The organism is Phytohabitans rumicis, assembly GCF_011764445.1.
GTDB classification, from domain to species: Bacteria; Actinomycetota; Actinomycetes; order Mycobacteriales; family Micromonosporaceae; genus Phytohabitans; species Phytohabitans rumicis.
In genome coordinates, this window is sequence record NZ_BLPG01000001.1 from 2,409,954 (window position 1) to 2,434,834 (window position 24,881).

Genomic DNA, 24,881 nt, shown 5'->3' on the forward strand with positions numbered 1-24,881 from the left:
AGGCGAAGCTCGGGTGCGCATCAAGGGCTGTCCGGCGTGCAGACCGAACAGGTTTCGGAGCCGTCCCAGCCAGGCCAGCCAAAGGTTGATGGGGCAAGGGCGGTAGAACCAAGTTCTCGCCGTACCGCCGCCCGGTAAGCCCATACGGCGGCCAGGTAAGGGTGGTACGCCTCGTGGAACTCGGCGGAGGTCATCTTGGCACCGTTGCCGACTGCACGACGGAGCGCGCGAAGGCGCTCAAACATGGTTTGCCCGGTCGCAGTCACCGCAGGCGTGCCGTCGATGAACAGCCGCTCCCGGGCTTCGTAGATGCCGGCCTCGGTAAGTGCCGCCCGGCTGCGCTGTTCCTGGTCGGTACCTGAGTCGTTGTGCTCGGCGAGCTGCCTCAGCCTCGTGTGGCAGAGGCCAGCGGCCACGATGAAGTCGACATAGAGGTCCCGGCGACGCTGTCGCCGGCTGCTGTCGACCTCGTTGCGATGCCGGAGTCGGTCTGCAAGGACGGTCCCGGTGAAGGCGATTGCGGCGCCGCCGATGGTCGCCACGAGGGGTAGCCAGGTCACGCGTCGATGGTGCGACAGCCCCGCCACAAGCGATGGTGGCTGTAGATCCCGAACGAGACAAAGAGAGGGCATATCCGTCGATGGACAATGCCCTCTGACCTGGGTGGGCGATACTGGGATCGAACCAGTGACCTCTTCGGTGTGAACGAAGCGCTCTCCCGCTGAGCTAATCGCCCTCAGCGCGGACGACTGTACCTGATCCGGTCCCCGGGGCGCACCTTTGGGGTCAGTGCGTCGCGAAGTAGTCCAGGACCGTGGTCACCAGGTTGAGGTCGAAGCTCACCAGCACCGACAGCCACACGACCACGCCGACGAAGACCATCCCCACGAGGCCGAGCATGATCCGGACGGACCAGGACTGGCGGGTGACCCAGCGGGTCCAGATCTGCAGGTTGCGCCGGGTGAACTGGAGGAGCTTGCGGGCCCACGAGAACTCGATGGCCCAGATGCCGAGTCCACCCAGGACGATCAGCCAGCCGGGGCCGGGCAACGGGATCAGCAGGGCGCCGACGGCTACCACCAGGAGGCCGGCCAGGCCGACGAAGACCTTCAGCGCGATCCGGCCGGTGGGGTTGGCGCGGATGACGTCGAGGGTGGTGCCGATCCGGTCGCGCCAGCGGGGCTTGCGCAAGCTATCGGGTTCTGTGGTGTCGCCCACTTGCACCTCCAGCGAAGGCGTTCGGGTGTCCGATCTGGCCTGGTTTGCGGCCATTTCGCCTCCACAGTCTCGACCTGCCCGTCACTCATCCGGACCACTGGACGTTACCGGAGTGAGTCGACGTCTGAACCACACCCGACGCCGGGCGGCAACCACCACTAAAAAAGAACCGGACATCCTATATGAAAGCGGTTCAATCGAGTGGCAAATTGGGGCCGTCTTCCCACTACTGGGTGAGATCAGCGTATGGCGGAGCGTAATCAGGAGTATCCACTGAGTATGGGAGACGCGGGACACGTGCGTCCCGCAGCGGTGCCGGGGGGAGAACGTCAATGAGTGTCATCCGACCGACGACCGTCGAGGTCGAGACGTCGCTGCGGCTCGTCGCACCGGATGCGACGGCGCTGCCGGTACGAGCCAGCCTGCGGTACGACCCGGCTGACCCGTACGCGGTCCATGTCCTGTTCCACGCGGAGTCGGCCGGCGGCGAGGCGGTCAGTTGGTCGTTCGCCCGGGAGTTGCTCGTCACGGGGTTGGACGAGCCGGCCGGGATCGGCGACGTGCGGGTGTGGCCGTGGGCCACGCCGCGGGGGACTTCGTCGCGCTCGCGCTGTCGTCGCCAGACGGCAACGCGCTGTTCGAGGTGCCGCGGAGCGTGCTGGTCCGGTTCCTGCGCCGGACGTACGTCGTGGTGCCGCGTGGTCGGGAAACCGACCACCTCGACGTGGACGCGGCGGTCAACCGGCTACTCGCGGGCCGGTAGCGACAGCACACACGAACGCCGCGCGGAGCCGCCGTACTCCGCGCGGCGTCTCCATGCGAAGCGCACGTGAACACATCGAAATGCATCTTGTGAACGCGGTAACAATTACGCTACCGTTCAGTAACTTAGACGTGGTGGCGCCACCGCGGCAGGCTCGCCGGACCCGGCCGTCCTCCGGGTCCGGCCGAAACTCCGCGAGGTTCGCATGGCGATCTCCCACCGCGTGTTCACCGCCGCCCTCATCACTCTCACGCTGGTCACGGCCGCACCCGCGCAAGCGGCGGCAGCCCCACAACCGGCTTCCAACGCGTTGACCTCACCAGCCACGACGGTGCCGTGCTCAAGGCCAACGTCATCTCCCCCACCACCGCCGGACCGCATCCGGCCATCGTCTTCATCTCCAGCTGGGGACTGAACGACGCCGAGTACCTGGCGCAGGCCAAAGCGCTCGCCGAGGCCGGGTACGTCGTGCTGTCCTACACCGCGCGCGGCTTCTGGGGCTCCGGCGGCTTCATCGATACCGGCGGCCCGGCCGACATCGCCGACGTCTCGGCCGCCATCGACTGGCTGGACGCCAATACCACGGCAGACCCGGCGCGGGTCGGTGTCGGGGGCGTCTCGTACGGCGCCGGCATCGGGCTGATCGCCGCCGGGCACGACCCGCGGATCCGCGCGGTCGTCGCGCTGTCCGCGTGGACCGACCTGGTCGAGTCGCTGTACGCCGACCAGACCCGGCACCCGCAGGCGGTCTGGCTGCTGCGGATCACGGCGGAGCTGCTGGGCCGGCCCAGCGCCGAGTTCGACCAGATGCTCGACGACTACTTCGCCAACCGGAACGTCGGCGCCATCACCGAGTGGGGCCGGATCCGCTCGGCGGAGACCTATCTGGACGCCATCCGGGCCAGCAGGCCGGCCATCCTCATTGCCAACGCGTACGGCGACAGCATCTTCGGGCCCAACCAGTTGGTCGACTTCTTCGGGCAGCTGACCGGGCCGAAGCGGCTGGAGTTCGCGGCCGGCGACCATGCCATCCCGGAGCTGACCGGGCTCGCCGGCCTGCCCAACCACGTCTGGACGAGCGCGCGCCAGTGGTTCGACGACCACGTCGCCAACTCCCGGCAGACAGCCGATCAGGTCGTCCTGCGCGTCCGCAACGCCAACAACACCGTCGAGTCCTACGTGGACTGGGCGGACGTGACCGGCGGGACGACCCGCTACCCGCTGAGTGAGAAGGCGTTCCGGGCCAATGGCGACACCGTGGCGACGGCGGGCGTCGTGCTGCTCACCAACGGCCTGGAGGCGCTGACCGGCATACCCCCGCTGGCCTGGCTGCCGGCCGTCGACCGGTCGCGGGCCGCGGTCTGGCAGACCGGCCTGCTGTCCGGCGGCGCCGCGGTGCGCGGCATCCCGCGGGTGCACCTCACCATCCAGCCCGACGCCGCGACCGGCACGGTGGTCGCCTACCTGTACGACGTGGACCTGCTCGGCACCGGCCGGCTGATCACCCACGCGCCGTACACGTGGCTGTCCGGCGGGACGCAGGCGATCGACCTGGCGCTGCCGGCCACCGCCTGGGACGTACCGGCCGGGCACCGGCTCGCCCTGGTCGTGGACACCGAAGATCCGCTCTACATCGACACAAATGCTCCAGGATCAGCGATATCGGTTACTGGATCCAGTTGGGTCGACGTACCACTGCGTTAGAGCGTTAGGCGTGCAAGGTCACGCGGCTCGGGTTACGGTCGGTGGGATGGTCCGTATCGGTCACGCCCCCTGGCACACGGGCGACGCCGGGATGACCACACTCACCCTGCGTGACCTTGCACCCGACGGTCCGTACATTCTGGACCATCACCAGCTCATGCTCGTCACCAAGGGCCACGGCACGCACGAGGTGGACTTCGTGGCGTACCCCTGCCGGCCCGGCGTCCTCTTCTGGGCCCGCCCCGGGCAGGTCGTCCGGTTCGGCGGCCAGGTGGGCCTCGACGCCGTCCTCGTGTGCTGGTCCCCCGACCTGGACACGCCGCCCGACGGCCCCACCCACTGGCTGCCCGCCGGCGAGGACGAAGACGCCGTCATCAACGAGGTCAGCCAGCTCGTCGTCGACTGCGAGCGCCGGCTCTCCGCCGTCCTCCTGCGCCAGCAGCTCGCCGTGCTCCTGCTGCGGATCGCGCTGCTCGGCACGTCCAACCCGGACAGCCGGGCCGCCGCCGAGGGCGAGGCCGAGACATTCCGGCGGTTCCGCGCGCATATTGAGCAGGAGTACGCCAGGACCCGTCGCGTGGATGACTACGCCGCGCACCTGGGGTGTTGCGTGCGCACGCTCACCAGGGCCAGCCTGGCCGCCACCGGGCGCAGCGCCAAGCAGGTGATCGACGACCGGGTGGCGTTGCAGGCCAAGCGCCTGCTGGCCGGCACCGACCTGCCGGTGGCCGAGATCGGACGGCGGCTGGGCTTTCCCGAGCCGACCAACTTCGGCCGGTACTTCCAGCGCGAGGTGGGGCAGAGCCCGGGTTCGTTCCGGCAGGGGTTGGCCGACCAGCCATTGGCGGTCGTGCCCGCGCCACGGCAACCCCTGGACACCATCCACAGTCGCATACAGGCATGATGGAGGCGTGCAAATCTCCGCCCGCGGCGACTACGCGGTGCGAGCCGCCCTCAGCCTCGCATCCGCCTACCCGTCCTTGATGTCGGCCCAGGCCATCGCGCAGGACCAGGACATGCCGCGAAAGTTCCTGGAGGCGGTCCTGGCCGACCTGCGCCGGGCCGGCATCGTGCGCGCCCAGCGCGGGGCCGAGGGCGGATACACGCTGGCCAATCCGCCACGCGAGGTGACGATCGGGGCGATCCTGCGCGCGGTCGACGGCCCGCTGGCCGGGGTGCGCGGGCTGCGCCCCGAGGAGACCAAGTACGAGGGCGCCGCCGAAAACCTCCCCGCCTCTGGGTGGCCGTCCGGGCCGCGGTCCGCGAGGTCGTCGACGAGGTGACCCTGGCGGAGATGCTGAGCGGCAAGATGCCGGCCCACGTCCGCAAGCTGACCACCCGCCCCGACGCCTGGGAACCCCGCTAACGCGGGCTGATGAGGACGTCGCCGGAGAGGCGGCCTCGCTCGGGGGTACGGCGTACGGCGCCCGCGGACAGCAGGGCGGTCAGCACGCGGACCGTGTCGGCGGCGCGGTAGACGGTGTGGGTCAGGGTGAACTCGCGCAGGTCGGTCACCGAGCGCTCGCCGGCCGCCGCCAGGTGGGCCAGCAGCTCGCGGCGCAGCGGGCCGGGGTGCGGGTTGAGCGAGATGTCGAGCAGGTGCCCCTCGGGGTCGCGGGGGTCGCGGTAGCGCACGCCGGCGTACTCGTCCACGGCCCAGAGCGCGTTCTTGAAAGCCTCCAGGCTCTTGCCCTGCCGCGTGGCGAACGTGACCAACCGGGCTTCGTCGTTGACCAGCTCCACGTGAGCCGTCAATGGGAACGGCGGGTCGGGGAGCTCCCGCGTACTCGAGACAAGCAGGACCTCGGCGGGCTTGCCGGTGGCGACGGCCGCGAGCGCCGCGGGCCCGGCTCCGTCCAGGTGGGCCAGCAGCGGCGCGCCGGCGGCGCCCGCGGCCTTGAGCGCGACGGGCAGCTTGCCGTCCAGCTCGCCCTCGACGGCGTGGACGCTCAGCTCGGGCGGCGTGCCCAGCTCGGCCTGGATGGCGGCGAGCGGGCGGGCGACCTCGACGGCGGTCGGCCCGACCAGGAGCACGGCCAGCCGGCGACCGCGCAGCCGGTCGGCGAACTCGGCGAATACCCGCAGCGCGGCCTCGGGAGCCGCGGCGTCCGGCGCGCCGGTCCAGCCGTGCGCGAACGTGGCGCCCCGGGCCCCGTGCAGCGCGCCGGGCGTCCAGGCGTCGAGGTAGCGCACCAACAACTCACGCACGACGCCGGCGATCGCGGTCATGGCTTAGTTGTACCCGCTACGCGGGTATCGAGATACCCACTCCGCCCCGGGTCTGGGCGCCGTACCGCTGCTTTTCGCGCTGGATGTCGAGCGGGCCGATCCGCTTGCGGGCGTCGATGGCGCCTTGGTCGAGCAGGTCGGCCGGGATGAGCCACACGACCTCGAACTCCAGCCCGTCCGGGTCCTTGGCGTAGAGGCTCTTGGTGGTCCCGTGGTCGGACGTGCCGACGAGCGCGCCGGCCTCGACCAGGCGGGCGGCGACGCGTTCCAGCTCGGCGAGCGTGTCGACCTCCCACGCGAGGTGGTAGAGGCCGACCGCGGTCCGGCCCGCCGGGGACGCCGCGGCGTCCGCCCCGATCTCGAACAGGCCCAGGTCGTGGTCGTTGGTGGAGTCCGGCGCCTGCAGGAACGCGGCGCCGCGGAAGCCGTCCGGGGTCATCGCGATCGGGCGAAAGCCGAGGACGTCACGGTAGAAGGCAACGCTACGGTTGACGTCGCGGACGAAGAGAACGGCATGGTTGAGCCGATGAACACCCATACGAACGACGGTAGCGCAGTTGTTGAGAGTTCAACAAGGTGGCTGAACGGTGATGAGCAGCGCACCTGGCGGGCGTTCCTGTCCGCGTCCCGGGCGCTGCTGGACACCCTGGATCGCGAGCTGCAGCGGGACGCCGGGATGCCACACGCCTACTACGAGATCCTGGTACGCCTGTCCGAGGCGCCGGCCCGCACCCTGCGGATGAGCGACCTGGCGGAGGCCACGTCGTCCTCACGCAGCCGGCTCTCGCACGCCGTGGCCCGCCTGGAGGAGTCCGGCTGGGTACGCCGGGAAGACTGCCCCACCGACCGCCGCGGCCAGCTCGCTGTCCTCACCGACCTGGGCTTTCAGGTGCTGGCGGACGCGGCGCCGGGGCACGTCGAGGGGGTACGGACGCACCTGTTCGATCAACTGACACCCGAACAGGTGAGGCAATTACGGACGATCAGCGAGGCGATGCTGAACCATCTCGATCCCTAGGGCCTTGTACTGATCGTGCACAGTCGAGCACCATGGGGCACGTGTCGACTGGTCTGGCTGAATTGACCGCGCGGGCGTACGACCTCGTCGAGGCCGGCGACCTGTCCGCGGCGCAACTACTGCTCGGCGACGCCCTGGCCAGCGTCGACACCGATCCGCGCAACGCGTCCGAGGCCCTCGCCGACGCCGCCAGCCTGCACTCGCGCGTCCTGGTCGGGCTGGGTGAGCCGCACTCCGCGCGGGCCTGGGCCACCTTCGCGTACGAGGCGGAGAGCCGGCTCTACGGCCGCGGCCACGAGCGCACCATCCGGGCGGCCGCCACGCTCGCCGCCGTCCTGCACCGCACCGGCAGCCTCGCCGATTCGGCCGGCCTGTACGGCGTGGTGATCGAGGGCCTGACCGCGCTCGAAGGACCCGACTCGCCGCAGGTGCTGGCCGCGCACGCCGACCTGGCGACCGTCGAGTACGCCCGCGGCGACTGCGACACCGCCCGCGCCCGGCTGGCCGAGGCGTGGGACATGACCCGGGAGGCGCACGGCGACGCGAACCCCGCCGGCATCAAGATGCTGGCCCGCCTCGGCGCGATGGAACGCGACTGCGGCCACTTCACCGAGGCCCACCAGCACCTGGCCCACGCCCGCGAGCTGTGCCGCGCCTACCTCACCCCGACGACCCGATGACCGCGCAGGTCGCCTCCCTGTCCCGCGCCCCCGCCAACCCCAACCACCTCTGCGGCGGGAATGCGCTCCCTGCTGGGGTAGAGGGCTCGGGGATCCACGTACCCTTCGACCCGCCGCAGTCGCCGATCCCGCCGGACGTGGCCGACACCTGGCAGCCCGCCGACGACAAGCCGGCACCCAACCTCCCCGTGCTGGTGGAGCGCCCCCGCCCCGGGCGCACCGGCGGACCGGACCGCGCCGCGCGCCACTGATCACCGGCGCCCTGGTCGCGGCCACCATCGGCGCGGTGGCCGTCATCGCCGGGCTCTCCGCCGTCGAGGATCGGCAGTCCGGTGCGCCCTCCCCCACGACGCCAGCCCCACGAGCGCGCCCGCCCCCAGCCCGACGCCGAGCCCGACGCCGAGCCCCACGCCGGCCGCCGCCCAGCCCGGCACCCCGCCCAGCAAGGTGACCCTGCGCGACAACCGGGACAGCATCTCGCTCGCGTGGGCGTACCCGGCCGGTGCCAAGGGGCGGGTGCTGGTCTCGGGCGCCCCGGAAGGCCAGCAGCAGCGCCCCTTCCAGGAGCTCCCGGCCGGTGCCACCAGCTACGTCGTGCACGGCCTGGACCAGGACATCGACTTCTGCTTCACAGTGGCCGTCGTCTACTCCGCCCAAAGCGTGGGCCGCGCCAAGCCGGTCTGCACGGCCCGCGAGGGCTAGGGAGGGCTAGGCACCGTCCGTCGCGGGGAGGCGGACCTCGGCGCGCAGGCCGGGACCAGCGTCCGCGAGGCGCACCGTGCCGCCGTACCGCCGGACCAGCTCGCGGACGATCGCGAGCCCCAGCCCGGCGCCGCCGGCGTCGCGGGCCCGCGCGTCGTCCAGGCGGGTGAAGCGGTCGAAGACCCGGTCCCGGTCCGCGACCGGGATGCCGGGTCCGTCGTCGGTCACGGTGATCAAGTGGTACGCCCCGTCCGGCTGGACGGCGACCTCGACCCGGGTACGGGTGTGCCGCAGCGCGTTGTCGAGCAGGTTGGCGACTGCCCGGGCCAGCGCGTCCGGCTCCCCGGTCGTCCACAGTGGATCGTCGGGGCCGCCACCGCGACCGACGGGTACCGCTCGGCCAGCGTGGTGACCAGCTCACCCAGTTCCACCGGCATCGAGCGGACCGCCCGCGCGCCCGCGTCGTCGGCGCGCGCCAGCAGCAGCAGGTCGTCGACCAGGCGGCTGAGCCGCTGCGTGTCGGCGAGCAGGTCCTCCCCACGGCCGGCCAGTCGGTGCGGTCGCCGAGCCGCTGCGCCACCTCCAGTTGGGTACGCATGTTGGCCAGCGGGCTGCGCAGCTCGTGCGCGGCGTCGGCCACGAACGCCCGCTGCTTGGCCCGCGCCGCCTCCAGCCGGTCGAGCATGTCGTTGAGCGTCACGGCCAGCCGGTGGATCTCGTCCCGCGAGTCCGGCACCGGCAGCTGACCCGGCCGGCCCCCGCCGGTGATCTCCTCGGCCCCGGTGCGCAGCCCCTCCACCGGGCGCAGGGTGAGCCCGACGACCCGCCAGGCCACCGCCGCCAGAGCGATCAACAACAGCGGGAACGCGACGAGCAGGATGTTGCGCAGCAGCCGCACGCTCTGCGTGAGGTCGCCCATCGACTTCGCCACGAGCACGGTCTGCGCGTTGTCCGGGCCGGCGGGCACCGCGACGACCCGCACCGGCCCGCGGATGCCGAGCCGGTCACCGGGGATGAAAAGGTGCTCCCCGTCCCGGGCCCGCGGCATCTCGTCCCGGTAGAGCACCGGCACCAGCCGGTCGGCGTCGATCGAGGCGGCCAGCACCCGGTGGTCGGCGTCGACGACCTGCACCCGGACGTCCCCGACGACGGGCAGCGGCTCGGGCACCTCGTTCTCGTTGACCATCGCGGCCACGCCCCGGGCGCTCTGCAGCGCCTCGCTGTCCGCGGTGGCCTGCAGGGCCAGCCCGAGCGCGAACACCATCCCGACACCGCCCACCGTCAGGCCGACCGCCAGCCCCGCGACGCCGATCAACATCAGCCGCGCACGCAGGCTGATGCGACGCCACCACCCCATCCGCTGGCGTGCAAGGAAGGGCCCCTTCCTATCGCTTTTTGAATAGGAAGGGGCCCTTCCTTGCACGCCGCTCACGACGAGAGACGGTAACCGGCGCCGCGGACCGTCTCCAGGACATCGCGGCCGATCTTGCGGCGCAGGTATCCGACGTACACCTCGACCGCGTTGGGCGCGGTCTCGATGCTCGCGTCCCACACGTGGTCGAGCAGCTCGGTCTTGGAGACCACCTCGCCGGCCCGGCGCATCAGGTACTCCAGCAGGGCGAACTCCCGCGCGGTCAGCCCGATCTCGGCGCCGTCCAGGGTCACCCGCCGCTCGGCGGGGTCGAGCCGCAGGCCGCCCGCGGCGAGCACCGTCGGGCGCTGCGGCGCGCCCCGCCGCAAGAGCGCCCGCAAGCGGGCCAGGAGCACGACATACGAGAACGGCTTCGTCAGGTAATCGTCGGCCCCGCAGTCCAGTCCGTCCGCCTGGTCGTACTCGCCGTCCTTGGCGGAGAGCATGAGCACGGGCAGCCAGATCTCCTCGGCCCGCAGCTGGCGCACCACCCGGTAGCCGGACAGGCCGGGCAGCATCACGTCGAGGATCATCGCGTCGTACCCGCCGTGGCGGGCCATCTCCAGCCCGGTGGGGCCGTCGGCGGCCACGTCGACGGCGAAGCCCTCGCCCTGCAGCCCGCGCTGCAGCGCCGTCGCCAGCCTGGCCTCATCCTCTACCACCAGCAACCGCACGTCACCAAGCGTGCCATCCTGACTGAGTACGCCCACAGCGACTCTCAGCGCGGTCACAGCGGTGGTTGCGCACGATGAGGGTCAGGAGGTGCGAAACATGTCAGTAATGAGCTCCCGGCCCGCCCTGCGGTGGCTGGTGCCGGCAGCGGCCGTGGCCGTGGTGATCGGCGGGGGCGCCGCGGTCGGCACGCTCGCGGCGACGGCCGAGCCAAGCCTGCCGGAGCGCAGCGCCGAGCAGCTGCTGGTCGACCTGCAGACCGCCCGGCTCGAAGGGCTGTCCGGCACGGTGGTCCAGTCGGCCGACCTCGGACTGCCCGCCCTGGCCAGTCTCACCGGCGGCGGCAGCGGCAGCGCCGACCTGGCGTCCCTGATCTCCGGCTCCAACACGCTGCGGGTCTGGTACTCCGGTCCGGACAAGGCCCGGGTCGCCCTGATGGGGACGCTGGGCGAGACCGACGTGATCCGGAACGGCAAGGACGTTTGGATGTGGGAGAGCCGCGCCAACAAGGCCACCCACACCACGCTGTCCCTGGACGACACCGAGCAGCACCAGCTGCCCGACGGCCTGCCGACCACCCCGCAAGAGGCGGCGGACCGGGCCTTGGCGGCGGTCAGCCCGAGCACGGAGGTCACCGTCGGGCGGTCCGCGACGATCGCCGGGCGGGACGCGTACGAGCTCGTGCTCGCCCCGCGCGACAAGACGTCGCTGGTGGGCCAGATCCGTATCGCGATCGACGCCACCGAGCACGTGCCGCTGCGGTTCGAGGTCTTCCCGAAGGGGTCGGACCAGACGGCGTTCCAGGTCTCCTTCACCCAGGTCAACTTCGACCGGCCGGACGACCAGCAGTTCACGTTCAACCCGCCGCCCGGCGCCAAGGTCGAGGAGGGCGCGAAGCCGCCGGCCACCGGCGAGCGGCAGAAGGATTCCACCGACACCTCCGGCTTCACCACCGTGGGCGAGGGCTGGACGACCGTGCTGGTGGCCAAGGCGCCGGCCGGCAACGGCGAAGAGAGCGAGCAGGCCGCCGGCGTGCTGCAGGCCCTGCCCAAGGTCAGCGGCGCGTGGGGCAGCGGACACGTGCTGACCGGCCGGCTCTTCACCGTACTGGTCACCGACGACGGGCGGGTCCTCGCCGGCCTGGTCAGCCCCGAACGGCTGTACGAGGTGGCGGCCACCAAGGCGGGTAAGTGACCGCCTTCGCGGTCGAGAGCAGCGGGCTCACGAAGCGGTTCGGACGCCAGGTCGCGGTTGACGCCGTCGACCTGGCGGTCCCCCGTGGGGCGGTCTACGGGTTCCTGGGCCCGAACGGCTCGGGCAAGACCACCACGATCCGCATGCTGCTCGGCCTGATCCGGCCGACCGCCGGCGGCCACGCGCTGCTCGGCGAGCGGATGCCGGGTGGCGCCGCCGCGGTGCTGCCCCGGGTGGGGGCGCTGGTCGAGGGGCCGGGCTTCCACCCGTACCTGTCGGGAATGGACAACCTGCGCCGGGTCGACGCGGCGGACCGTACCGTGAAAGCCGCCACCGCGGACGCCCGCATCCGCGCGGCGCTGGACCGGGTCGGGCTCGGCGCGGCGGCCGGCAAGCGGTACCGGGCGTACTCCCTGGGGATGCGGCAGCGGCTCGCGCTCGCCGCGGCCATGCTCACCCCGCGCGAACTGCTGATCCTCGACGAGCCGACCAACGGGCTGGACCCGCAGGGCACCCGCGAGGTCCGCGCCCTGGTGACGGCGCTCGCGTCGGAGGGCTCCACGATCCTGCTCTCCACGCACCTACTGTCCGAAGTGGAGCAGATCTGCAGCCACGTCGGTGTCATGCACCGCGGCCAGCTCGTGGCACAGTCCACACTGGAGGATATGCGGGCCGATTCGGCGCCTCGGGTGCGGGTGGAGACCGACCGGGCCGACGACGCGGCTCGGGTGCTGCGCGAGCTCGGGCTGGACGACGTGGCAGCGGATATTGGGGAGGCGACCGGGGCGCTCGGGCAGATCGCACCGGAGAAAGTGGTGGCGGCGCTGGTCCACGACGGCGTGCCGGTACGCGGGTTCGCCGTCGTCGCCCCCGACCTGGAGGACGTCTTCGTCTCGCTGACCGGGGAGGGCTTCGATGTCAGTGGCTGACGCCGTCCTGCCGCTCCGCTTCCTGGGCTCGGAACTCGGCCTGATCGCCCGCCGCAGGCGCAACCAGGCCGGGCTCGCCGTCCTCGCCGCGATCCCGGTCATCATCGCCATCGCCGTACGGGTATCCAACCCCTCCTCATCCGGCGGCGGCGAAGGCGGGCCGGAGTTCATCTCGTCGATCACCGGCAACGGCTTCTTCGTGGCGCTCGCCGCCCTGGCCGTCGAACTCCAACTCTTCCTGCCCATCGCGGTCGCGGCCGTCGCCGGCGACGCGATCGCGGGCGAGGCCAACGTGGGCACGCTGCGCTACCTGCTCACCGTGCCGGTACACCGGACCCGCCTGCTCGCGGTCAAGTACGTGGGCATCGTGTGGGGCGCGTTCGTGGCGGTCCTGACGGTGGCGATCACCGGGCTCGGCGCGGGGCTGCTGCTCTTCGGCGGCGGCGAGGTGACCATGCTGTCCGGCTCCACCGTGGGCATGGGCGAGGCACTGCTGCGGCTGCTGGCCATCTGCGCGTACCTGACCGTGTGCCTGGCGGCGCTCGGCGCGATCGGGCTCTTCATCTCGACCCTGACCGAGCAGCCGATGGGCGCCACGATCGCCATCACGATGCTGACCCTGACGAGCTGGATCCTGGGCGTGATCCCGCAGATCGACTGGCTCCACCCGTACCTGGTCACGTACTGGTGGAACAACTTCGGCGACCTGCTGCGCGACCCGGTCGCCTGGGACCCCATCCTCCGCGGCCTGCTCTCGGCCGGCGCGTACACCCTGATCTTCCTGACCGCCGCGTGGGCCAGGTTCGGCTCCCGCGACATCACCTCCTGACCCCGCCCGCTGGCGGGCGGGGATCAAGGACTTTTGCGTCGATCAAGGGCATACGGCCGTGCTTTGATCTCCAAACCACGACCGTTCGCCCTTGATCGACGCAAAAGTCCTTGATCGACGCGCGGCGTGGGCCGGGCGCGCGTGCAGGCCCGGGGGCGCGGGCGCCGGGCCGCCGCGTGCGGGCGCCGGGCCGCCGCGCGGCCTGGCGCTTGGCGCGGGAGCGGCCCCTCGCGCGCGACGTCGATCAAGGGCATACGGCCGCGCTTTGATCTCCAAACCACGACCGTTCGCCCTTGATCGACGCAAAAGTCCTTGATCGACGCACGGCCTTCGGCCTGGGGCGTCGCGCGGGCCGCAAGCCGTCGCCGCGCGGGCCGCAAGCCGTCGCCGCGCACACGGCCCAAGCGCGGAGGGGGCTCGCGCTCACACGCGGGCGGTCGCGCGGGTGCAGGTGGCGGCGTGTGCGCTCTGCCATGCGTACAGGGCCGCCTTGATCCGCTCGGTTTCGCCGCGCGCGGAGGCGACCTCGCCGTACAGCCGGGCCATCTCGTCGGCCACGCGGTCGAGGAACGTCCGCACCTCGTCGGCGTCCACCCCGCCGCGGCGGCGCGGAGCGCGGGCGAAGACGGCGTTGCGCACCTGGTGCGGCCCGAGTCGCAGGTCCACTTGTCCGGTACTCATGGTTTGTGCCCCATCGTCGAGAAGAGCAGATGTCCGCGCAGCACCAGGCCGGAGTCCGGATCTGCGACGAGTTGGTGCAGCCGGTCCAGTTCGCCGGGGTCAGTCCGGCGTCCAGGAAGCTGCTGCGGAACCGGGCGAGGTCCACGGTAACCAGCAGCGCGCCGGGATCGCCGGCCGTCCATACTGGAGCGTGGATCGTCGTGTCCACTGTGGTCAGGCCGGCCGCGCGCATGGCGGCGTGCAGCCGGGCGGCCCAGGCCGGATCGACGCCGTGCTCCGGCAGGATTTCCTCGATGAGCAGGCGCCGGTAGCGGGCGAACAGTCGCGCGTCCCGCGCGCTCGGCGCGGCCAGGATCGCGTCGTCGAGCCACAGGTACCAGTCCTCGACCACCAGGGTCCCGCCGGCCGGCAGCGCGTCGGCGAGCCGGCGCAGCAGCACTTCCCGGTTGGGCAGGCCCATCAGCAGCAGCCGGGCCCGGATCAGCCGGAACGGCCCGGTCGGCACCGGGTCGACGCGCGCGTCGTGGGCCAGGGTCCGGATCCGCGGGTGCGCGGCCACCCGGCGCGGGTCGCCCCCGCGGCGACTACCTCTCCCATCGGCCCTACCCGATCGGCCAGCCATACCGGTACGGCGCTTCCGCCCGCACCCAGTTCCAGGCAGCGCGCGCCGGCCAGGTCTGGCAGCCCGGTGAGCCGCCCGACGCTGAACGGGTCGAGCGTCGCCGCGAGATAGACCTCGTGCCGCACGTCGCACTCCAGCGGGCTGATGGTCCTCATTGGACTCCCCGGGTCACGATGCCGGGCGCCACCAGGTCCTCCGGCTTCGGGGCGCCGGTAACCACGCCGGCGAGCTTGGCGTACGCGGAAAAGAGCAGCCACGGCACGGTGACGGAATTGAGCGTGGTTTGTTGGATGGCCCCGACGGCGCCTACGTCCGCGCGGGATTTGCCATTCCCCAACACGATCATCAGGGTCGACAGGGAGCCGGGGCGGATCTCCACCTCGATGTTGGCCGCCGCGAAAAAGCCCTTCTCCTCGTCACGGCTACAGGCGCCGACGGGCAGCACCAGCAGCAGGGCCAAAAGGAATCTCATGTGTTCCTCCGGATATAGAGGGCGGGCGTGCCCGCGCTTGTGGCGCGTTTGCGGGAGGCGCACGCGAGCACGCCCGCCGGTCTCACCCGACGGCGCGGAGCTTGCGTCGTCACACCGCCGGGGAGGTCTGGTCAATAGGGGTGGCGGCGCGGCTCGCACCCGCGCGCGCCGGGCAATACGGGCTTCCGCCGGAGCCTTTCCGCCGCTCCTTATCGGCACCGATCACGTCGACGTCTTCACTGGAAAACAACGCTGCCAACAGGAGTTCGTTGGAGCAAGCACAGCGATGGGAATGTGGATGGCGCCCATTTGCTTGGCTCGGTCGCACCAACTCGCGGCGCCCATTTGCGGAATACCAAAAAACTATTCGACACGTCATCCACGCGGTATGGGGTGGCACGCGCCGACCAAGTCGTGGTAGAACATCGACGGACCGGGCGGCCGCATCCGTCCGGTCCCAATGTCGGCGATCGGGAGCGATCCCGATCGTGCAATACGGGCCTCCGCCAGAGCCTTTCCGCTGTCCTTTGAATGGGCGCAGGACAGCGTCGACGACGCCACCGATGGTGCGCCCGCCGCACCATCACCGTGGATTAGCCCCCACATCGGGCTTGTCGAGAGGTAGAAATGCCAACCAAGCGAGAGCAGTTCGTGCAGACCATTCGCGCCCAATGGCTCGGCCAGCGAATGCGCGAGCTACGGGAAGAGCGCGGCCTGACGCTCAAGTACATCGCCGCGTACCTCGGGGTCGAGTTCTCCACGCTCGCCCGGTACGAGCGGGCCGAGTGGCCGTTCCGGCGCGACCACGTGATCGCCCTGCTGGACGTCTACGGCGTGTACGAGGAGCGCGAGCGGACGCAGCTCGTGCAGCTCGCCCAGGACGCCTGGCGGGTCAACCGCTGGGATGACGATTTCGAGGGCACCGTCTACGACGCGACGTTCGTGGACTATCCGTGGCTGGAGTCGCGCGCCGAGGAGATCTGCACCTACAGCACGATGGTGTTTCCCGGGCTGCTGCAGACCCGGGACTACGCCGAGGCCATCATTCGGCACGCCGAGGGCGCGCAATCCAGCCCGCAGAAGATCGACCGCTGGGTCCGGCTGCGGATGGAGCGGCAGCTGATCCTGGACGAGAAGCCGCCCAAGCGGCTCGCCGCGCTGGTGGAGGATTCGGTGCTACGCCGGCCGATCGGCGGCCGCCTGGTGCTGCGCGCCCAACTGGAGCACCTGGCCCGGGCGGTGGAGCGGCCCCACGTCGAGCTGCGGGTGATCCCCACCGGGAGCGGGCTGCACGCAGGGCTGGCCGGCACCTTCACGCTCTTCAAGATGCAGCGGCCGTATCCGGAGGTGGCCTATGTGGAGCACCTCGGCGGCCGATTGTTCATGGAGGCGAGCCGCGCGGAGCGCTACTCGAAGGCGTACGATGGCCTGCGGGAGGTGGCACTCAGCACGGCTGAGTCCATGGCGCTCATCGCAACACTCGCAGAGGAGTTGTCATGAGCGAGTCAATGCCAGGCGTTGCCTGGCACGTCAGCACCCGGAGCGACGGCATCGGCGGCAACTGCGTCGAGGCCGGCCCGCTGGCCGACGGCAGCAACCGGGTCGCGGTGCGACACAGCAAGGCCCCCGACGGCGCGGTGATCGTCTACACCCGCGGCGAGTGGGAGGCGTTCATCGGTGGCGTGAAGGACGGTGAGTTCGACTTCATCGCCTGACGGATCCGGCGCTGGTGGGGCAGGCGAGCCTGCCCCACCAGCACACCGTCAAGGACGCGGCCACCACTCGATTTCGGTGACGGTCGCGCCCGCGACCACCACCGTGCCGGCCTCTTCGGTCTCGTTGCGCCAGATGACGTACGCGCCGGCCGGCAGCGCCGGAAACACGGCGGTGTACCGCACCCCGTCGGCGACGTGCCGGTCACGTACGGCCACGTGCTGCCGTACGGACGGGTCCTGCCCCTTGGGGCTGATCTCGATCTCGTGGCCGTGCCACTCCGGACCGGTGACGATGACCAGCGCCCCGGTGTTGCCGCCGATGTCCAGCACGACGGTGCCCATGCCGGACGGTCCATAGGTGTGGTGGTGACCGCTCATGACGGGTTGTTGAAGCCGTCGTAGGGGATCCCCAGGTACGGGAAGTGGTTGAGGAACGGCGAGGTCACGTCTTCCGCGCTCAGCCCCTGCTCCAGGGCGGCAACCGCCTCGTCGGGCGTGAAGTTCTTGTCCACCAAGGCGAACGTGGCGCCGGCGACCGCGCGCAGCGCGATGGAGACCACGTCGTCCCGCACCCGCCGCCCGTTCGGGAAGCCGGCCAGGTCGCCGGCCAGTACGCCGAACTTGTTCTCCTTCTTCGACGGCGGGATGTGCGTGTTCAGCCGCAGCATGTCGGCCTGCACCTCACCGGTGTTGTTCTCGAAGCCGTCGATGAGACCCTCCGGAATGCCGGTCAGCAGGACCGCCACCAGGTCCGCACGGGCCGTCTTGGCCTCGTTGAGCTTGGCCAGGTTGTCGAAGACGCCCGGGTACAGGACCGGCAGCAGCTGGGCCAGCTCCGGGTGCTCGACGAAGGCGGCGAAGTTCTTGTCCTCGGTCGGCGGCAGGCTGTTCCACAGGTCCTTTTTGGACATCGGCACGATGACCTCGTTGAAGAGGGGGTTGCCGAGCCGGGAGACCTGGACGTTGGGTCCGACGTAGACGTCGTCGGAGCTGTGGCCGTGCAGCACCCGTACCTGCCGGCGGCTGGCCGAGGTCCACACGCCGATGACCGGGCTGCTCTTGCCGCGCAGGTCCTTGATGGGCACCTGGAGCGCGATGCTGTGCACGTTGACCCGGTCGGCCGCGTTGACCGCCTCGCCGGCCTCCTGGAAGACCTTCTGGCCCAGCAGGTGCAGGTTCTGGAACGGGCGCAGCGTACCCAGGTCGAAGATGGACCCCAGGTCGACGAAGAAGCCCTCGGCGCGCTGGCCGGCGAAGACCTTCTCCCCGGACTTCAGCTTGAACGTCGCGTCCGCCGCGAGCCCCTTGTAGTCCGGAATGGACAGTGGGCCGACGTTGCACGGCGGGCAGGGAACGTTGCGGGCCAGCACCTTGGCCTTGCCGTTACCGTCCACTTTGGTGATGCTGTAGAACTGGCGGCGGTTCCAGTTCTCGCTGTCCAGCGACTCGATCGGGCCGGTGTTGTAGAGGAACGTGTTGTTGTTGTTCAGCTTCGTCTCGAAGCGGAACTGGTACGTCACGTCCGGGTGCCCGTCGCCGTCGTTGTCGACGTGGATCTCGTACAGCACGTCGTCGCCGAACTCGAAGAAGTTCGGCCCGGCGGCGGGCGTCTGCAACGGCACGTAGTTCGCGATGAGCGTGACCGTGTCTGGGTGGTCCGGGCTCACGAACGCATATAGGTCGGTGCTGTCGGCCACCGGATCCTTGGAGATCTCCGGGGCCTCACGATGAGAAGACATGGTTGAACCACCTCACAAGGGGGCTGGAAAGGAATCGAGGTCCGTACGCGCGCGCTACTTCTTGCGCGCCGCCTTGGCCAGCTTCGCGGCCAGGTCGCGATCGCGTACCTCGATGCGCCGCTCTCCGACGAACACGTCCAGCCGGCCGTTCTTGACATCCTTGACGTGGACCACGATCGCATCGTCGGCAGCTGCACCGGCGTCCTCGAATGCCTCGCTCAGGCTGGCCACGCTGACAACGGCGCCGCCGACCCCCACGGTGGCCGCGCCGAGCAGCACCTTGCGGCGAGACAGCCTCGGTATCGCATTTGCCCGGTGGGCGTTTCTCACGGTCGTCCTTTCCCGAACGAGGGCACGGCCTAGCGCCGCCTGACACACAGGATTTCCGCCGGCTACCCGCCCCTGTCGCCGGCAACCATGCATACGGAAGCCGGCGTAGGAAAGTTCAAACGCGGTGTGCGCGTAAGAGCTCCAGAAGTCGTACGTCCACCATCCAGCCGTCGCGGGACTCGAAGCGGGCGCCCGGGCGGCGATGGCCCACGACGCCGAACGCGCCGGCGAACTCCCACAGTGCGTAACCCCACCGCTCCTGCGCGAATATGCCCAGCAGGTCGGTGAACCACCGCTGCGCCACGTCGTCCGGCGTGTAGTCGTAGCAGCCGAACTCGCCAATGTGGACCGGTACGCCAGCGCCCGCGAGGTCCCGCCACGGCTGGTAGAACTCGCGCAGCGCGACCGCGTCCCACCGGCGACCATCGTAGTCGACCGGGTATTCCGGCTCGGGTAGATGCTCGTGCTCGGGCCACCAGCTCGCCCGGTAGTGACTGACCGACATCGGCTGGTAACCGCGTCCACTGTGGATGACGCGGAGGTCGGCCAGCTCCGGCATGGCGAGGTGGCCGCCGTCGAGACCGTCGATCGCGATCGGCCGGCTCGGGTCGGCCCGCCGGATCTCGGCCACGGTGCGCCGGATGACCGCCTCGTGCGCCTCCCGCGTGAAGCCGCGCAGGCCGAGCGCGGGTGGCTCGTTGACCAGGTCGAAGGAGAGCGCATTGGGAGGGAGGCCCCGGTAGCGGGCAGCGAAGGTGCGCCACAGCGCGGCGAAGGCGTCCTGCGCCGGGCCGTCCACCCACAGGTTGTGCGGCTCACTGTCCCAGCCGGTGATCACGTACCCGGGGCCCGGTGCAGGTTGAGGGACAGGTGCAGCCCGCGCTCGCGGCACGCCATCAGGCAGCGGTCGACCCGGTCCAGGGCCTCCTCGGTGGCCCGCGGGTAGTCCGGCGCCGTGGTGAAGAAGCGGTAGTCGCACGGCAGGCGGACGAAATTGAACCCCCAGCCGGCGATGGTGTCCAGCACGTGGAGATCCGGCTCGGCCGGCCCAGCCGGGCGCATGAAGAGCCATTGGAGGTTGAAACCGTAGTGCGGCATGACTCACCCCACAGCCATGAACCGGTTAAGTCATCGGACGCTACCGCCTGCTGGTGCACACACGCAACGACCGCCGACGCGAAGGAACGGCGACGGCGGTCGAAGAGAATCGTCGATGGGAGCGCTTCGGCAAGAATAGAACCAAATCACTGTCCATGGAAGGCGTCGACACGACCCGGATTCGCCGAGGCGAATAATCCGGATTTTTCGGGTACCTGGCGCTACCTTCGTGTTTCCGGCCTATGGCAGTCCGGGTTCGGCGCACGGGAGGGGGCTGCACCATGGGCATCAGGCTGATCTGCCGGCTGGCCGCGCTGGCCGTCGTCGTACTCGCGATCCTCGACCCGCCGGCGGTCGCCGCCGCGGCGGCCTACGGCACCGCCGCCTCCGCCTCGGGCGGCCATGGCGACACGCTCTTCGTCGCCGGCGCGGGCCTGCTCATGCTCGTCGCCGTGGGTGCCCTCGCCGCCGCACAGAGCCGCGGCCGCGATGCCGGCCCAACCCCGGACGCGCCGGGCCAGCAGGACCCCGACGCGTAGCGCTGTGATTTGGGGCGTTAGGAAGGGCCCCCTGCTATGCAAAAAGCGCTAACAAGGGGCCCTTCCTTGCATCAGCTGCGGCGGAAGGCGTAGCGGCGCTGTTGGGGGCCGCCTTGGCCGCGCGCCGTCACCTTGCCGCGGCCGGACGTGGCCGGTGCGGGCTTGTCCGCGCGCCGCGCGGACCCGGAGGTCGCCTCGGACCCGTGCACGGCGGCGGCCAGCCGCTGTGCTTCCAGCTCGTCGGGGTCGGCGTGTACGGAGAATGATTCGACAGGCATGGATGACTCCTTCCAAAAGCGAGGGAGCCTCGGGCGTGCCACAACCAGGGCCGAAACGGAGGCAAGAGGACGCCCGAGACAAGCGGATACGCGGTCTCAGCAAGGGCGTCAGGAGATCATGCGACCACGGTAACCCCGGTCGCCGCGGGCCGCCACCGATTTACGAGGCGCCCTCGGCGACGTCCGGCTCCGGTACGCACAGCCACAGCGCCTTCGGCCGCAGCTCGGCGCGCAGCGTCCGGCCCGGCTCGATGAGGTCCCCGTCCAACTCCCGGGACTGCGGGCGGTTGCTGGTGACCTGGACGCTGCGGCCCTGGAAGACCTCCATCCGCGGCACCCGCCGGCGGCGCCGCGCCACCGCCCAGGCCAGCGAGGCCCAGTGCCCGAGGGTGCGCGGGGTCAGTACCGCGATGTCGAACGTGCCGTCGTCGGGCTCGGCGTCGAGCAGCAGCCGGAGCCCGCCCTTGAGCCGGCCGACGTTCCCGATCAGGACGGTACGCGCGCGGCGGCGCATCGGCGGGTGGTCGTCGATCCGGATGGACACCCGCATCGGGCGGTCCCCGAGGTGGCGCAGCGCCCCGAGGACGTACGCCAGCCAGCCGATCCGCGCCTTGGTCGCCTCCGACGTGGCGGCGAGCATCTCCGCGTCGAAGCCCATGCCGGCCATCACCGTGAAGCACTCGTCGCCCACCACACCGACGTCGATCCGGCGCAGCCCGCCCTGGAGCGCGATCTCCACCCCGGCGACGAGGTCGTGGGTCAGGCCGAGGTTGACCGCGAGCAGGTTGCCCGTGCCGCTCGGCAGCACGGCGAGGGCGACCTCGGTGCCGACCAGCGCGCCGGCGCAGGAGCGTACGGTGCCGTCGCCCCCGCACGCGAAGACGACCTGCGCGCCGGCCTCGACCGCCTGGCGGGTCTGGCCGCGCCCGGGGTCCTCCCGCGTGGTCTCGAACCACATCGGGGCCGGCCAGCCCGCGCCGGCGAGCAGGGCCGAGACGGTCTGGCGCAGCTCGACGGGGTCGAAGACCTTCGAGGGGTTGACCACCACGGCGGAGGGCACGGTCACGGCATGAGTCTGCACGACCCCGGATCACCGCGGTGACGCGGTGTAGCTCCGCTAGAAAACGCCGAAGAACTCGTCGAAGAAGCGGTCCGGCGACACCCGCGTGGCCACCTCGTGCGGGCCGCCCGGCGCCGGCCGCCATGCGGTGGTCCCGGTGGCCGCGTCGACCGTGACGGCGCCGGCCTCGAAGCCGCACACGTCGTCGGCGAACAGCGTGACCGCGGCCAGCGGATCGTGGAAGTACAAGCGCTCCTTCTCGGCGAACCACACCTCGGCGAAGTCCAGCACCGGGCGCAGCAGCGGTACGCCGGCGCACCGCCGCCGGAACTCCGCCGGGTCCATGGCCACCTGGGTCGTCACGTCCAGGCCGACCGAGCGGTGGCGGCGCACCGGTACGCCGTACACCGCTCTGGCGGCCAGTGGGTCGCAGCGGATGTTCCACTCGGGCTTGCCGGCGGTCGCGTAGCGGCCGCCCATCAGAACCAGTGCCTTCAAGAGTGCCGGCAGCGAGGGGTCACGGGCGAAGAGCAGCGCCACGTTGGTGAGCGGGCCGATCGCGAGCAGCGTGACCTCACCCGGGTGCGCGCGGATCGTCCGGCGCAGGAACTCGACGGCGCCGCCCTCCGGGAAGCGCGTCTCGTGGTCCCAGCCGGCCAGCCGTTCGGCCTGCGGGGCGCGCGCCTGCGGTGACAGGTCGCCGGCCACCGTCGCCTCCGCCCCGGATGGATCGGCACGTCGACGCCCGCGGCCCGGCACAGCGCGCTGGCCATCATCGCCCGCCGGGTCGCCTCGCCGGTGACCGTGGTGACGCCGAGCAGCTCGCATCGGGGCTGCGCCAGCAGGTACGCCAGGCATACCGCATCGTCGATATCGGATCCGATATCTGTATCGAGCAAGATCTTGTGGCGCACGTCGCCCATGGTGCCAGGGGTAAATGGGTTTGCCGACCCCGCGTACCCCGATGCATGCTGCACATGTGACCTATCGCGCGCCGCGATTTAGCCGCCCCCGGATGACCGGTGGGCGATCGCCGCTGCGCTGATGGAGATGGCGTGAGCAGGGCCCCCGGCCATGGCCGGGGCCCTGTCCCTATTTCGCCCTACTCCCGCGAAGGCCAAGAACATGTCACCCGACGAACTGCGCGCGGCCCTGAGCCTGCGCGACCTGACCGACCCCTCCAGCGGCGAACACGCCGTCCAGCACGTGGTCGCCGCCATCGAGGGCGCGCTCGCCCAGGCGTGGGCGATCCCGGTACGCCGCGACCCCGGCCCCGGATCGTGCCCGTCGCCCACAACTACGACCGGCTGCGGTACGACGCCGAGGCGGTCACCCGCGACCGCCGCTACAGCCGGTACGTCGACGTCGACCGGATGCTGCGCTCGCACACCACCGCCCGGATCCCCGCCCTGCTGGACGTCATCCACGAGCGCGACGTGCTGCTCAGCGTCCCGGGCATCACCTACCGCCGGGACGCGATCGGCCGGCACCACGTCGGCGAGCCGCACCAGATGGACGTGTGGCGGATCCGCCGCGACGACCCGCCGCTGACCGAGGTCGACCTCGTCGACATGATCGGCATGGTGGTCGAGGCGGTGCTGCCCGGCCAGCGGTGGCACACCGTGCCCAACGTCCACCCGTACACGATCGCCGGGCGGGAGATCTACGTCGGCGACGTCGAGATCGGCGAGTGCGGGCTGGGCCACCCCGAGGTCGTGGGCGGCGGCAGCGGGCTCGCGATGGGCCTCGGGCTGGACCGCTTGGCCATGCTGGCCAAGGGCATCGACGACATCCGGCTGCTGCGCTCGCCCGACCTCCGGGTGGCCGCGCAGATGCGCGACCTGGCGCCGTACCGGCCGGTGTCCGCCATGCCGGCCGTCCACCGCGACCTGTCCCTCGCCGTGGCCGCCGGCCTCGACGCCGAGTTGCTCGGCGACCGGGTTCGCGAACTGCTCGGCCCGGACGCCGAGGCGGTCGAGGAGGTAGCGGTACGCGCCGAGACCGGGTACCCGGACCTGCCGGAGGCGGCGCGTACCCGGATGGGCCTGCGCCCTGGGCAGAAGAACGTGCTGCTCCGGGTCGTCCTGCGCGACCTGCGGCGCACGCTGACGGCCGAGGAGGCCAACGCGCTGCGCGACCGGATCTACGCCGGCCTGCACGAGGGCTCCGCGTACGAGTGGGCGGCGCCGTAGCGTAGCACTTCGTAGCACCTGTCGATAGGATGGCTCCATGGCCGAGCATGCCCGCGAAATCAGCCAGCGCGAACTCCGCAACGACTCTGGCGCCATCATGCGCGGCGTCGAGCGGGGCGAGTCATTCACGATCACCCGCAATGGCACGCCGATCGGGCGGCTGATCCCACTGCGGCGACGCACGTTCGTGCCACGCGAGGAGGTCCTGGCGGCGTTCTCGACGGCTCCGATCGTCGACCCCGAAGCGTTCCGCCGCGACATCGACGCGATCGCCGACCAGGACCCCTTCGACCGTGAGTGGTGACCGGGGCACTCGCGGTTTGATCGACACCAACATCGTCATCCAGCTGCCGGTGCTCGAAGCAGTACAACTGCCTGACGAGATGGTCATCAGTGCGGTCACGCTCGCGGAGTTGTCGGCCGGGCCGCACCACGCCGACGGCCCGGCGGAACGCGCCCGCCGCACCGCGGTCCTCCAACACGTCGAGGCGACGTTCGATCCGCTGCCGTTCGACGCGGAGGCGGCTCGCGCGTTCGGGCTGGTGTCCGCCGCCGTGCTCGCCGCTGGCCGAAAGCCGCGTAGCCGCATCGCGGATCTGATGATCGCTTCCATCGCGATCGTGAATCGGCTACCCGTGTACACGACCAATCCCGCCGACTTCGCCGGACTGGGGGATCTGGTCACGGTGGTGGCCGTTCGCCGGCCTACGTCTTAGCGGCGTTGACCAGCGCGGCGCCGGCGCCGATCAAGGAATTCCACGCCGATCAAGGGCAAAGGGTCGTGGATCGGAGATCAAACCACGGCC

The 24,881-nt window shown here is 70.9% G+C and carries 33 protein-coding genes, 1 tRNA gene and 3 pseudogenes; 18 read left to right on the forward strand and 19 right to left on the reverse strand.

What is annotated here, in order from left to right:
• Nucleotides 1-20 precede the first annotated feature (20 nt).
• From Prum_RS10285 to Prum_RS10295, 3 genes are all read right to left on the reverse strand, one after another.
• Nucleotides 21-560 carry a CchlQ gene (locus Prum_RS10285; RefSeq protein ID WP_173075943.1) on the reverse strand — a complete coding sequence of 180 codons (540 nt, stop codon included), beginning with the start codon at nucleotides 558-560 and terminating at the stop codon, nucleotides 21-23.
• Nucleotides 561-664: 104 nt separating this feature from the next.
• A tRNA-Val gene (locus Prum_RS10290) sits at nucleotides 665-736 on the reverse strand.
• 50 nt (nucleotides 737-786) lie between these two features.
• Nucleotides 787-1,272 carry a TIGR02611 family protein gene (locus Prum_RS10295; RefSeq protein ID WP_173075945.1) on the reverse strand — a complete coding sequence of 162 codons (486 nt, stop codon included), beginning with the start codon at nucleotides 1,270-1,272 and terminating at the stop codon, nucleotides 787-789.
• 278 nt (nucleotides 1,273-1,550) lie between these two features.
• On the opposite strand from Prum_RS10295, the pseudogene Prum_RS10300 reads away from it, so the two are divergent.
• From Prum_RS10300 to Prum_RS10315, 4 genes and pseudogenes are all read left to right on the forward strand, one after another.
• Nucleotides 1,551-1,981 (forward strand): annotated as a pseudogene (locus tag Prum_RS10300) (SsgA family sporulation/cell division regulator).
• A gap of 336 nt (nucleotides 1,982-2,317) precedes the next feature.
• Complete coding sequence (locus Prum_RS10305) at nucleotides 2,318-3,685, forward strand: S15 peptidase family protein (RefSeq protein ID WP_246277791.1); 1,368 nt, start codon at nucleotides 2,318-2,320, stop codon at nucleotides 3,683-3,685.
• Nucleotides 3,686-3,731: 46 nt separating this feature from the next.
• Nucleotides 3,732-4,589: a helix-turn-helix domain-containing protein gene (locus tag Prum_RS10310; protein WP_246277792.1), complete on the forward strand. Its 858-nt coding sequence runs from the start codon at nucleotides 3,732-3,734 to the stop codon at nucleotides 4,587-4,589.
• A 7-nt stretch (nucleotides 4,590-4,596) separates the two neighbouring features.
• Nucleotides 4,597-4,968, forward strand: coding sequence for an RrF2 family transcriptional regulator (locus tag Prum_RS10315; RefSeq protein WP_246277793.1), 372 nt, complete (start codon nucleotides 4,597-4,599; stop codon nucleotides 4,966-4,968).
• A 79-nt stretch (nucleotides 4,969-5,047) separates the two neighbouring features.
• On the opposite strand, the gene Prum_RS10320 is transcribed toward Prum_RS10315, so the two are convergent.
• Nucleotides 5,048-5,914 carry a hypothetical protein gene (locus Prum_RS10320; RefSeq protein ID WP_173075947.1) on the reverse strand — a complete coding sequence of 289 codons (867 nt, stop codon included), beginning with the start codon at nucleotides 5,912-5,914 and terminating at the stop codon, nucleotides 5,048-5,050.
• 16 nt (nucleotides 5,915-5,930) lie between these two features.
• Complete coding sequence (locus Prum_RS10325) at nucleotides 5,931-6,452, reverse strand: VOC family protein (protein ID WP_173075949.1); 522 nt, start codon at nucleotides 6,450-6,452, stop codon at nucleotides 5,931-5,933.
• Between Prum_RS10325 and Prum_RS10330 the strand changes: the two genes are divergently transcribed.
• The 4 genes from Prum_RS10330 to Prum_RS51260 all read left to right on the forward strand — a co-directional run bounded on the left by Prum_RS10330 (nucleotide 6,441) and on the right by Prum_RS51260 (nucleotide 8,314).
• On the forward strand, nucleotides 6,441-6,932 hold the full coding sequence (locus Prum_RS10330) for a MarR family winged helix-turn-helix transcriptional regulator (protein WP_173075951.1): 492 nt from the start codon (nucleotides 6,441-6,443) through the stop codon (nucleotides 6,930-6,932). The genes Prum_RS10325 and Prum_RS10330 overlap by 12 nt on opposite strands.
• A gap of 41 nt (nucleotides 6,933-6,973) precedes the next feature.
• Entirely contained in the window at nucleotides 6,974-7,612 is a 639-nt protein-coding gene (locus Prum_RS51250) for a tetratricopeptide repeat protein (RefSeq protein ID WP_246277794.1), read from the forward strand.
• Complete coding sequence (locus tag Prum_RS51255) at nucleotides 7,609-7,863, forward strand: hypothetical protein (protein ID WP_246277795.1); 255 nt, start codon at nucleotides 7,609-7,611, stop codon at nucleotides 7,861-7,863. The genes Prum_RS51250 and Prum_RS51255 overlap by 4 nt, the downstream gene beginning before the upstream one ends.
• Nucleotides 7,864-8,059: 196 nt before the next feature.
• Nucleotides 8,060-8,314: a hypothetical protein gene (locus Prum_RS51260; protein ID WP_246277796.1), complete on the forward strand. Its 255-nt coding sequence runs from the start codon at nucleotides 8,060-8,062 to the stop codon at nucleotides 8,312-8,314.
• 6 nt (nucleotides 8,315-8,320) lie between these two features.
• On the opposite strand, the pseudogene Prum_RS10340 reads toward Prum_RS51260, so the two are convergent.
• Nucleotides 8,321-9,632 (reverse strand): annotated as a pseudogene (locus Prum_RS10340) (sensor histidine kinase).
• A 110-nt stretch (nucleotides 9,633-9,742) separates the two neighbouring features.
• The gene (locus Prum_RS10345) at nucleotides 9,743-10,399 is read right to left on the reverse strand and encodes a response regulator transcription factor (RefSeq protein WP_173075953.1); all 657 of its coding nucleotides are present in this window, start codon (nucleotides 10,397-10,399) and stop codon (nucleotides 9,743-9,745) included.
• A gap of 97 nt (nucleotides 10,400-10,496) precedes the next feature.
• Here Prum_RS10345 and Prum_RS10350 point away from each other — a divergent pair, with 97 nt between their 5' ends.
• From Prum_RS10350 to Prum_RS10360, 3 genes are read left to right on the forward strand one after another with little or no spacing between them, the layout of a single operon-like run.
• Nucleotides 10,497-11,591, forward strand: a complete 1,095-nt coding sequence (locus Prum_RS10350) for a LolA family protein (protein ID WP_173075955.1) — start codon at nucleotides 10,497-10,499, stop codon at nucleotides 11,589-11,591.
• On the forward strand, nucleotides 11,588-12,520 hold the full coding sequence (locus Prum_RS10355) for an ABC transporter ATP-binding protein (protein WP_173075957.1): 933 nt from the start codon (nucleotides 11,588-11,590) through the stop codon (nucleotides 12,518-12,520). The genes Prum_RS10350 and Prum_RS10355 overlap by 4 nt, the downstream gene beginning before the upstream one ends.
• Nucleotides 12,507-13,349 carry an ABC transporter permease gene (locus Prum_RS10360; protein WP_173075961.1) on the forward strand — a complete coding sequence of 281 codons (843 nt, stop codon included), beginning with the start codon at nucleotides 12,507-12,509 and terminating at the stop codon, nucleotides 13,347-13,349. The genes Prum_RS10355 and Prum_RS10360 overlap by 14 nt, the downstream gene beginning before the upstream one ends.
• 423 nt (nucleotides 13,350-13,772) lie before the next feature.
• Here the strand turns inward: Prum_RS10360 and Prum_RS10365 are convergent, their stop codons facing one another.
• The gene (locus Prum_RS10365; protein WP_173075963.1) at nucleotides 13,773-14,030 is read right to left on the reverse strand and encodes a DivIVA domain-containing protein; all 258 of its coding nucleotides are present in this window, start codon (nucleotides 14,028-14,030) and stop codon (nucleotides 13,773-13,775) included.
• 29 nt (nucleotides 14,031-14,059) lie between these two features.
• On the opposite strand from Prum_RS10365, the gene Prum_RS10370 reads away from it, so the two are divergent.
• Nucleotides 14,060-14,341 (forward strand): hypothetical protein, encoded by a 282-nt coding sequence (locus tag Prum_RS10370; RefSeq protein WP_173075965.1) that lies wholly within the window; start codon nucleotides 14,060-14,062, stop codon nucleotides 14,339-14,341.
• A gap of 169 nt (nucleotides 14,342-14,510) precedes the next feature.
• Here Prum_RS10370 and Prum_RS10375 read toward each other — a convergent pair whose 3' ends face one another.
• Nucleotides 14,511-14,807, reverse strand: a complete 297-nt coding sequence (locus Prum_RS10375; RefSeq protein WP_173075967.1) for a hypothetical protein — start codon at nucleotides 14,805-14,807, stop codon at nucleotides 14,511-14,513.
• Nucleotides 14,804-15,124 (reverse strand): periplasmic binding family protein, encoded by a 321-nt coding sequence (locus Prum_RS10380; RefSeq protein ID WP_173075969.1) that lies wholly within the window; start codon nucleotides 15,122-15,124, stop codon nucleotides 14,804-14,806. Before Prum_RS10380 ends, Prum_RS10375 begins: the two co-directional genes overlap by 4 nt.
• Before the next feature lie 627 nt (nucleotides 15,125-15,751).
• Between Prum_RS10380 and Prum_RS10385 the strand changes: the two genes are divergently transcribed.
• Both Prum_RS10385 and Prum_RS10390 read left to right on the forward strand, forming a co-directional pair.
• A complete protein-coding gene (locus Prum_RS10385; RefSeq protein ID WP_173075971.1) occupies nucleotides 15,752-16,624 on the forward strand; it encodes a helix-turn-helix domain-containing protein in 873 nt (290 codons plus the stop codon).
• Complete coding sequence (locus tag Prum_RS10390; protein WP_173075973.1) at nucleotides 16,621-16,839, forward strand: DUF397 domain-containing protein; 219 nt, start codon at nucleotides 16,621-16,623, stop codon at nucleotides 16,837-16,839. Before Prum_RS10385 ends, Prum_RS10390 begins: the two co-directional genes overlap by 4 nt.
• 48 nt (nucleotides 16,840-16,887) lie before the next feature.
• On the opposite strand, the gene Prum_RS10395 is transcribed toward Prum_RS10390, so the two are convergent.
• The 5 genes from Prum_RS10395 to Prum_RS53700 all read right to left on the reverse strand — a co-directional run bounded on the left by Prum_RS10395 (nucleotide 16,888) and on the right by Prum_RS53700 (nucleotide 20,006).
• Nucleotides 16,888-17,217 carry a phospholipase gene (locus Prum_RS10395; RefSeq protein ID WP_173075975.1) on the reverse strand — a complete coding sequence of 110 codons (330 nt, stop codon included), beginning with the start codon at nucleotides 17,215-17,217 and terminating at the stop codon, nucleotides 16,888-16,890.
• The gene (locus Prum_RS10400) at nucleotides 17,214-18,578 is read right to left on the reverse strand and encodes a DUF4331 domain-containing protein (protein ID WP_173075977.1); all 1,365 of its coding nucleotides are present in this window, start codon (nucleotides 18,576-18,578) and stop codon (nucleotides 17,214-17,216) included. The genes Prum_RS10395 and Prum_RS10400 overlap by 4 nt, the downstream gene beginning before the upstream one ends.
• Before the next feature lie 54 nt (nucleotides 18,579-18,632).
• The gene (locus tag Prum_RS10405; RefSeq protein ID WP_246277797.1) at nucleotides 18,633-18,857 is read right to left on the reverse strand and encodes a hypothetical protein; all 225 of its coding nucleotides are present in this window, start codon (nucleotides 18,855-18,857) and stop codon (nucleotides 18,633-18,635) included.
• 166 nt (nucleotides 18,858-19,023) lie between these two features.
• Nucleotides 19,024-19,746, reverse strand: coding sequence for a glycoside hydrolase family 5 protein (locus Prum_RS10410; protein ID WP_218577191.1), 723 nt, complete (start codon nucleotides 19,744-19,746; stop codon nucleotides 19,024-19,026).
• The gene (locus Prum_RS53700) at nucleotides 19,743-20,006 is read right to left on the reverse strand and encodes a cellulase family glycosylhydrolase (RefSeq protein WP_218577192.1); all 264 of its coding nucleotides are present in this window, start codon (nucleotides 20,004-20,006) and stop codon (nucleotides 19,743-19,745) included. The genes Prum_RS10410 and Prum_RS53700 overlap by 4 nt, the downstream gene beginning before the upstream one ends.
• A gap of 281 nt (nucleotides 20,007-20,287) precedes the next feature.
• Between Prum_RS53700 and Prum_RS10415 the strand changes: the two genes are divergently transcribed.
• The gene (locus Prum_RS10415) at nucleotides 20,288-20,545 is read left to right on the forward strand and encodes a hypothetical protein (RefSeq protein WP_173075979.1); all 258 of its coding nucleotides are present in this window, start codon (nucleotides 20,288-20,290) and stop codon (nucleotides 20,543-20,545) included.
• A gap of 71 nt (nucleotides 20,546-20,616) precedes the next feature.
• On the opposite strand, the gene Prum_RS10420 is transcribed toward Prum_RS10415, so the two are convergent.
• The 4 genes and pseudogenes from Prum_RS10420 to Prum_RS55010 form a co-directional block, all read right to left on the reverse strand.
• The gene (locus tag Prum_RS10420; RefSeq protein WP_173075981.1) at nucleotides 20,617-20,823 is read right to left on the reverse strand and encodes a hypothetical protein; all 207 of its coding nucleotides are present in this window, start codon (nucleotides 20,821-20,823) and stop codon (nucleotides 20,617-20,619) included.
• Between the two features lie 160 nt (nucleotides 20,824-20,983).
• Nucleotides 20,984-21,889: a diacylglycerol/lipid kinase family protein gene (locus Prum_RS10425; protein WP_173075982.1), complete on the reverse strand. Its 906-nt coding sequence runs from the start codon at nucleotides 21,887-21,889 to the stop codon at nucleotides 20,984-20,986.
• Between the two features lie 51 nt (nucleotides 21,890-21,940).
• Nucleotides 21,941-22,591, reverse strand: coding sequence for a nucleoside hydrolase (locus Prum_RS10430; protein WP_218577193.1), 651 nt, complete (start codon nucleotides 22,589-22,591; stop codon nucleotides 21,941-21,943).
• A gap of 56 nt (nucleotides 22,592-22,647) precedes the next feature.
• Nucleotides 22,648-22,806 (reverse strand): annotated as a pseudogene (locus Prum_RS55010) (nucleoside hydrolase); the annotation flags it as partial.
• Nucleotides 22,807-23,163: 357 nt separating this feature from the next.
• On the opposite strand from Prum_RS55010, the gene srmL reads away from it, so the two are divergent.
• Genes srmL through Prum_RS10445 form a run of 3 tightly spaced genes read left to right on the forward strand, consistent with a single transcriptional unit; the run spans nucleotide 23,164 to nucleotide 24,791 of the window.
• Nucleotides 23,164-24,075 (forward strand): PheS-related mystery ligase SrmL, encoded by a 912-nt coding sequence (gene srmL, locus Prum_RS10435; RefSeq protein ID WP_218577194.1) that lies wholly within the window; start codon nucleotides 23,164-23,166, stop codon nucleotides 24,073-24,075.
• 37 nt (nucleotides 24,076-24,112) lie between these two features.
• Nucleotides 24,113-24,379, forward strand: a complete 267-nt coding sequence (locus Prum_RS10440; RefSeq protein ID WP_173075984.1) for a type II toxin-antitoxin system Phd/YefM family antitoxin — start codon at nucleotides 24,113-24,115, stop codon at nucleotides 24,377-24,379.
• A complete protein-coding gene (locus Prum_RS10445; protein ID WP_173075986.1) occupies nucleotides 24,369-24,791 on the forward strand; it encodes a type II toxin-antitoxin system VapC family toxin in 423 nt (140 codons plus the stop codon). The genes Prum_RS10440 and Prum_RS10445 overlap by 11 nt, the downstream gene beginning before the upstream one ends.
• Nucleotides 24,792-24,881: the final 90 nt, after the last annotated feature.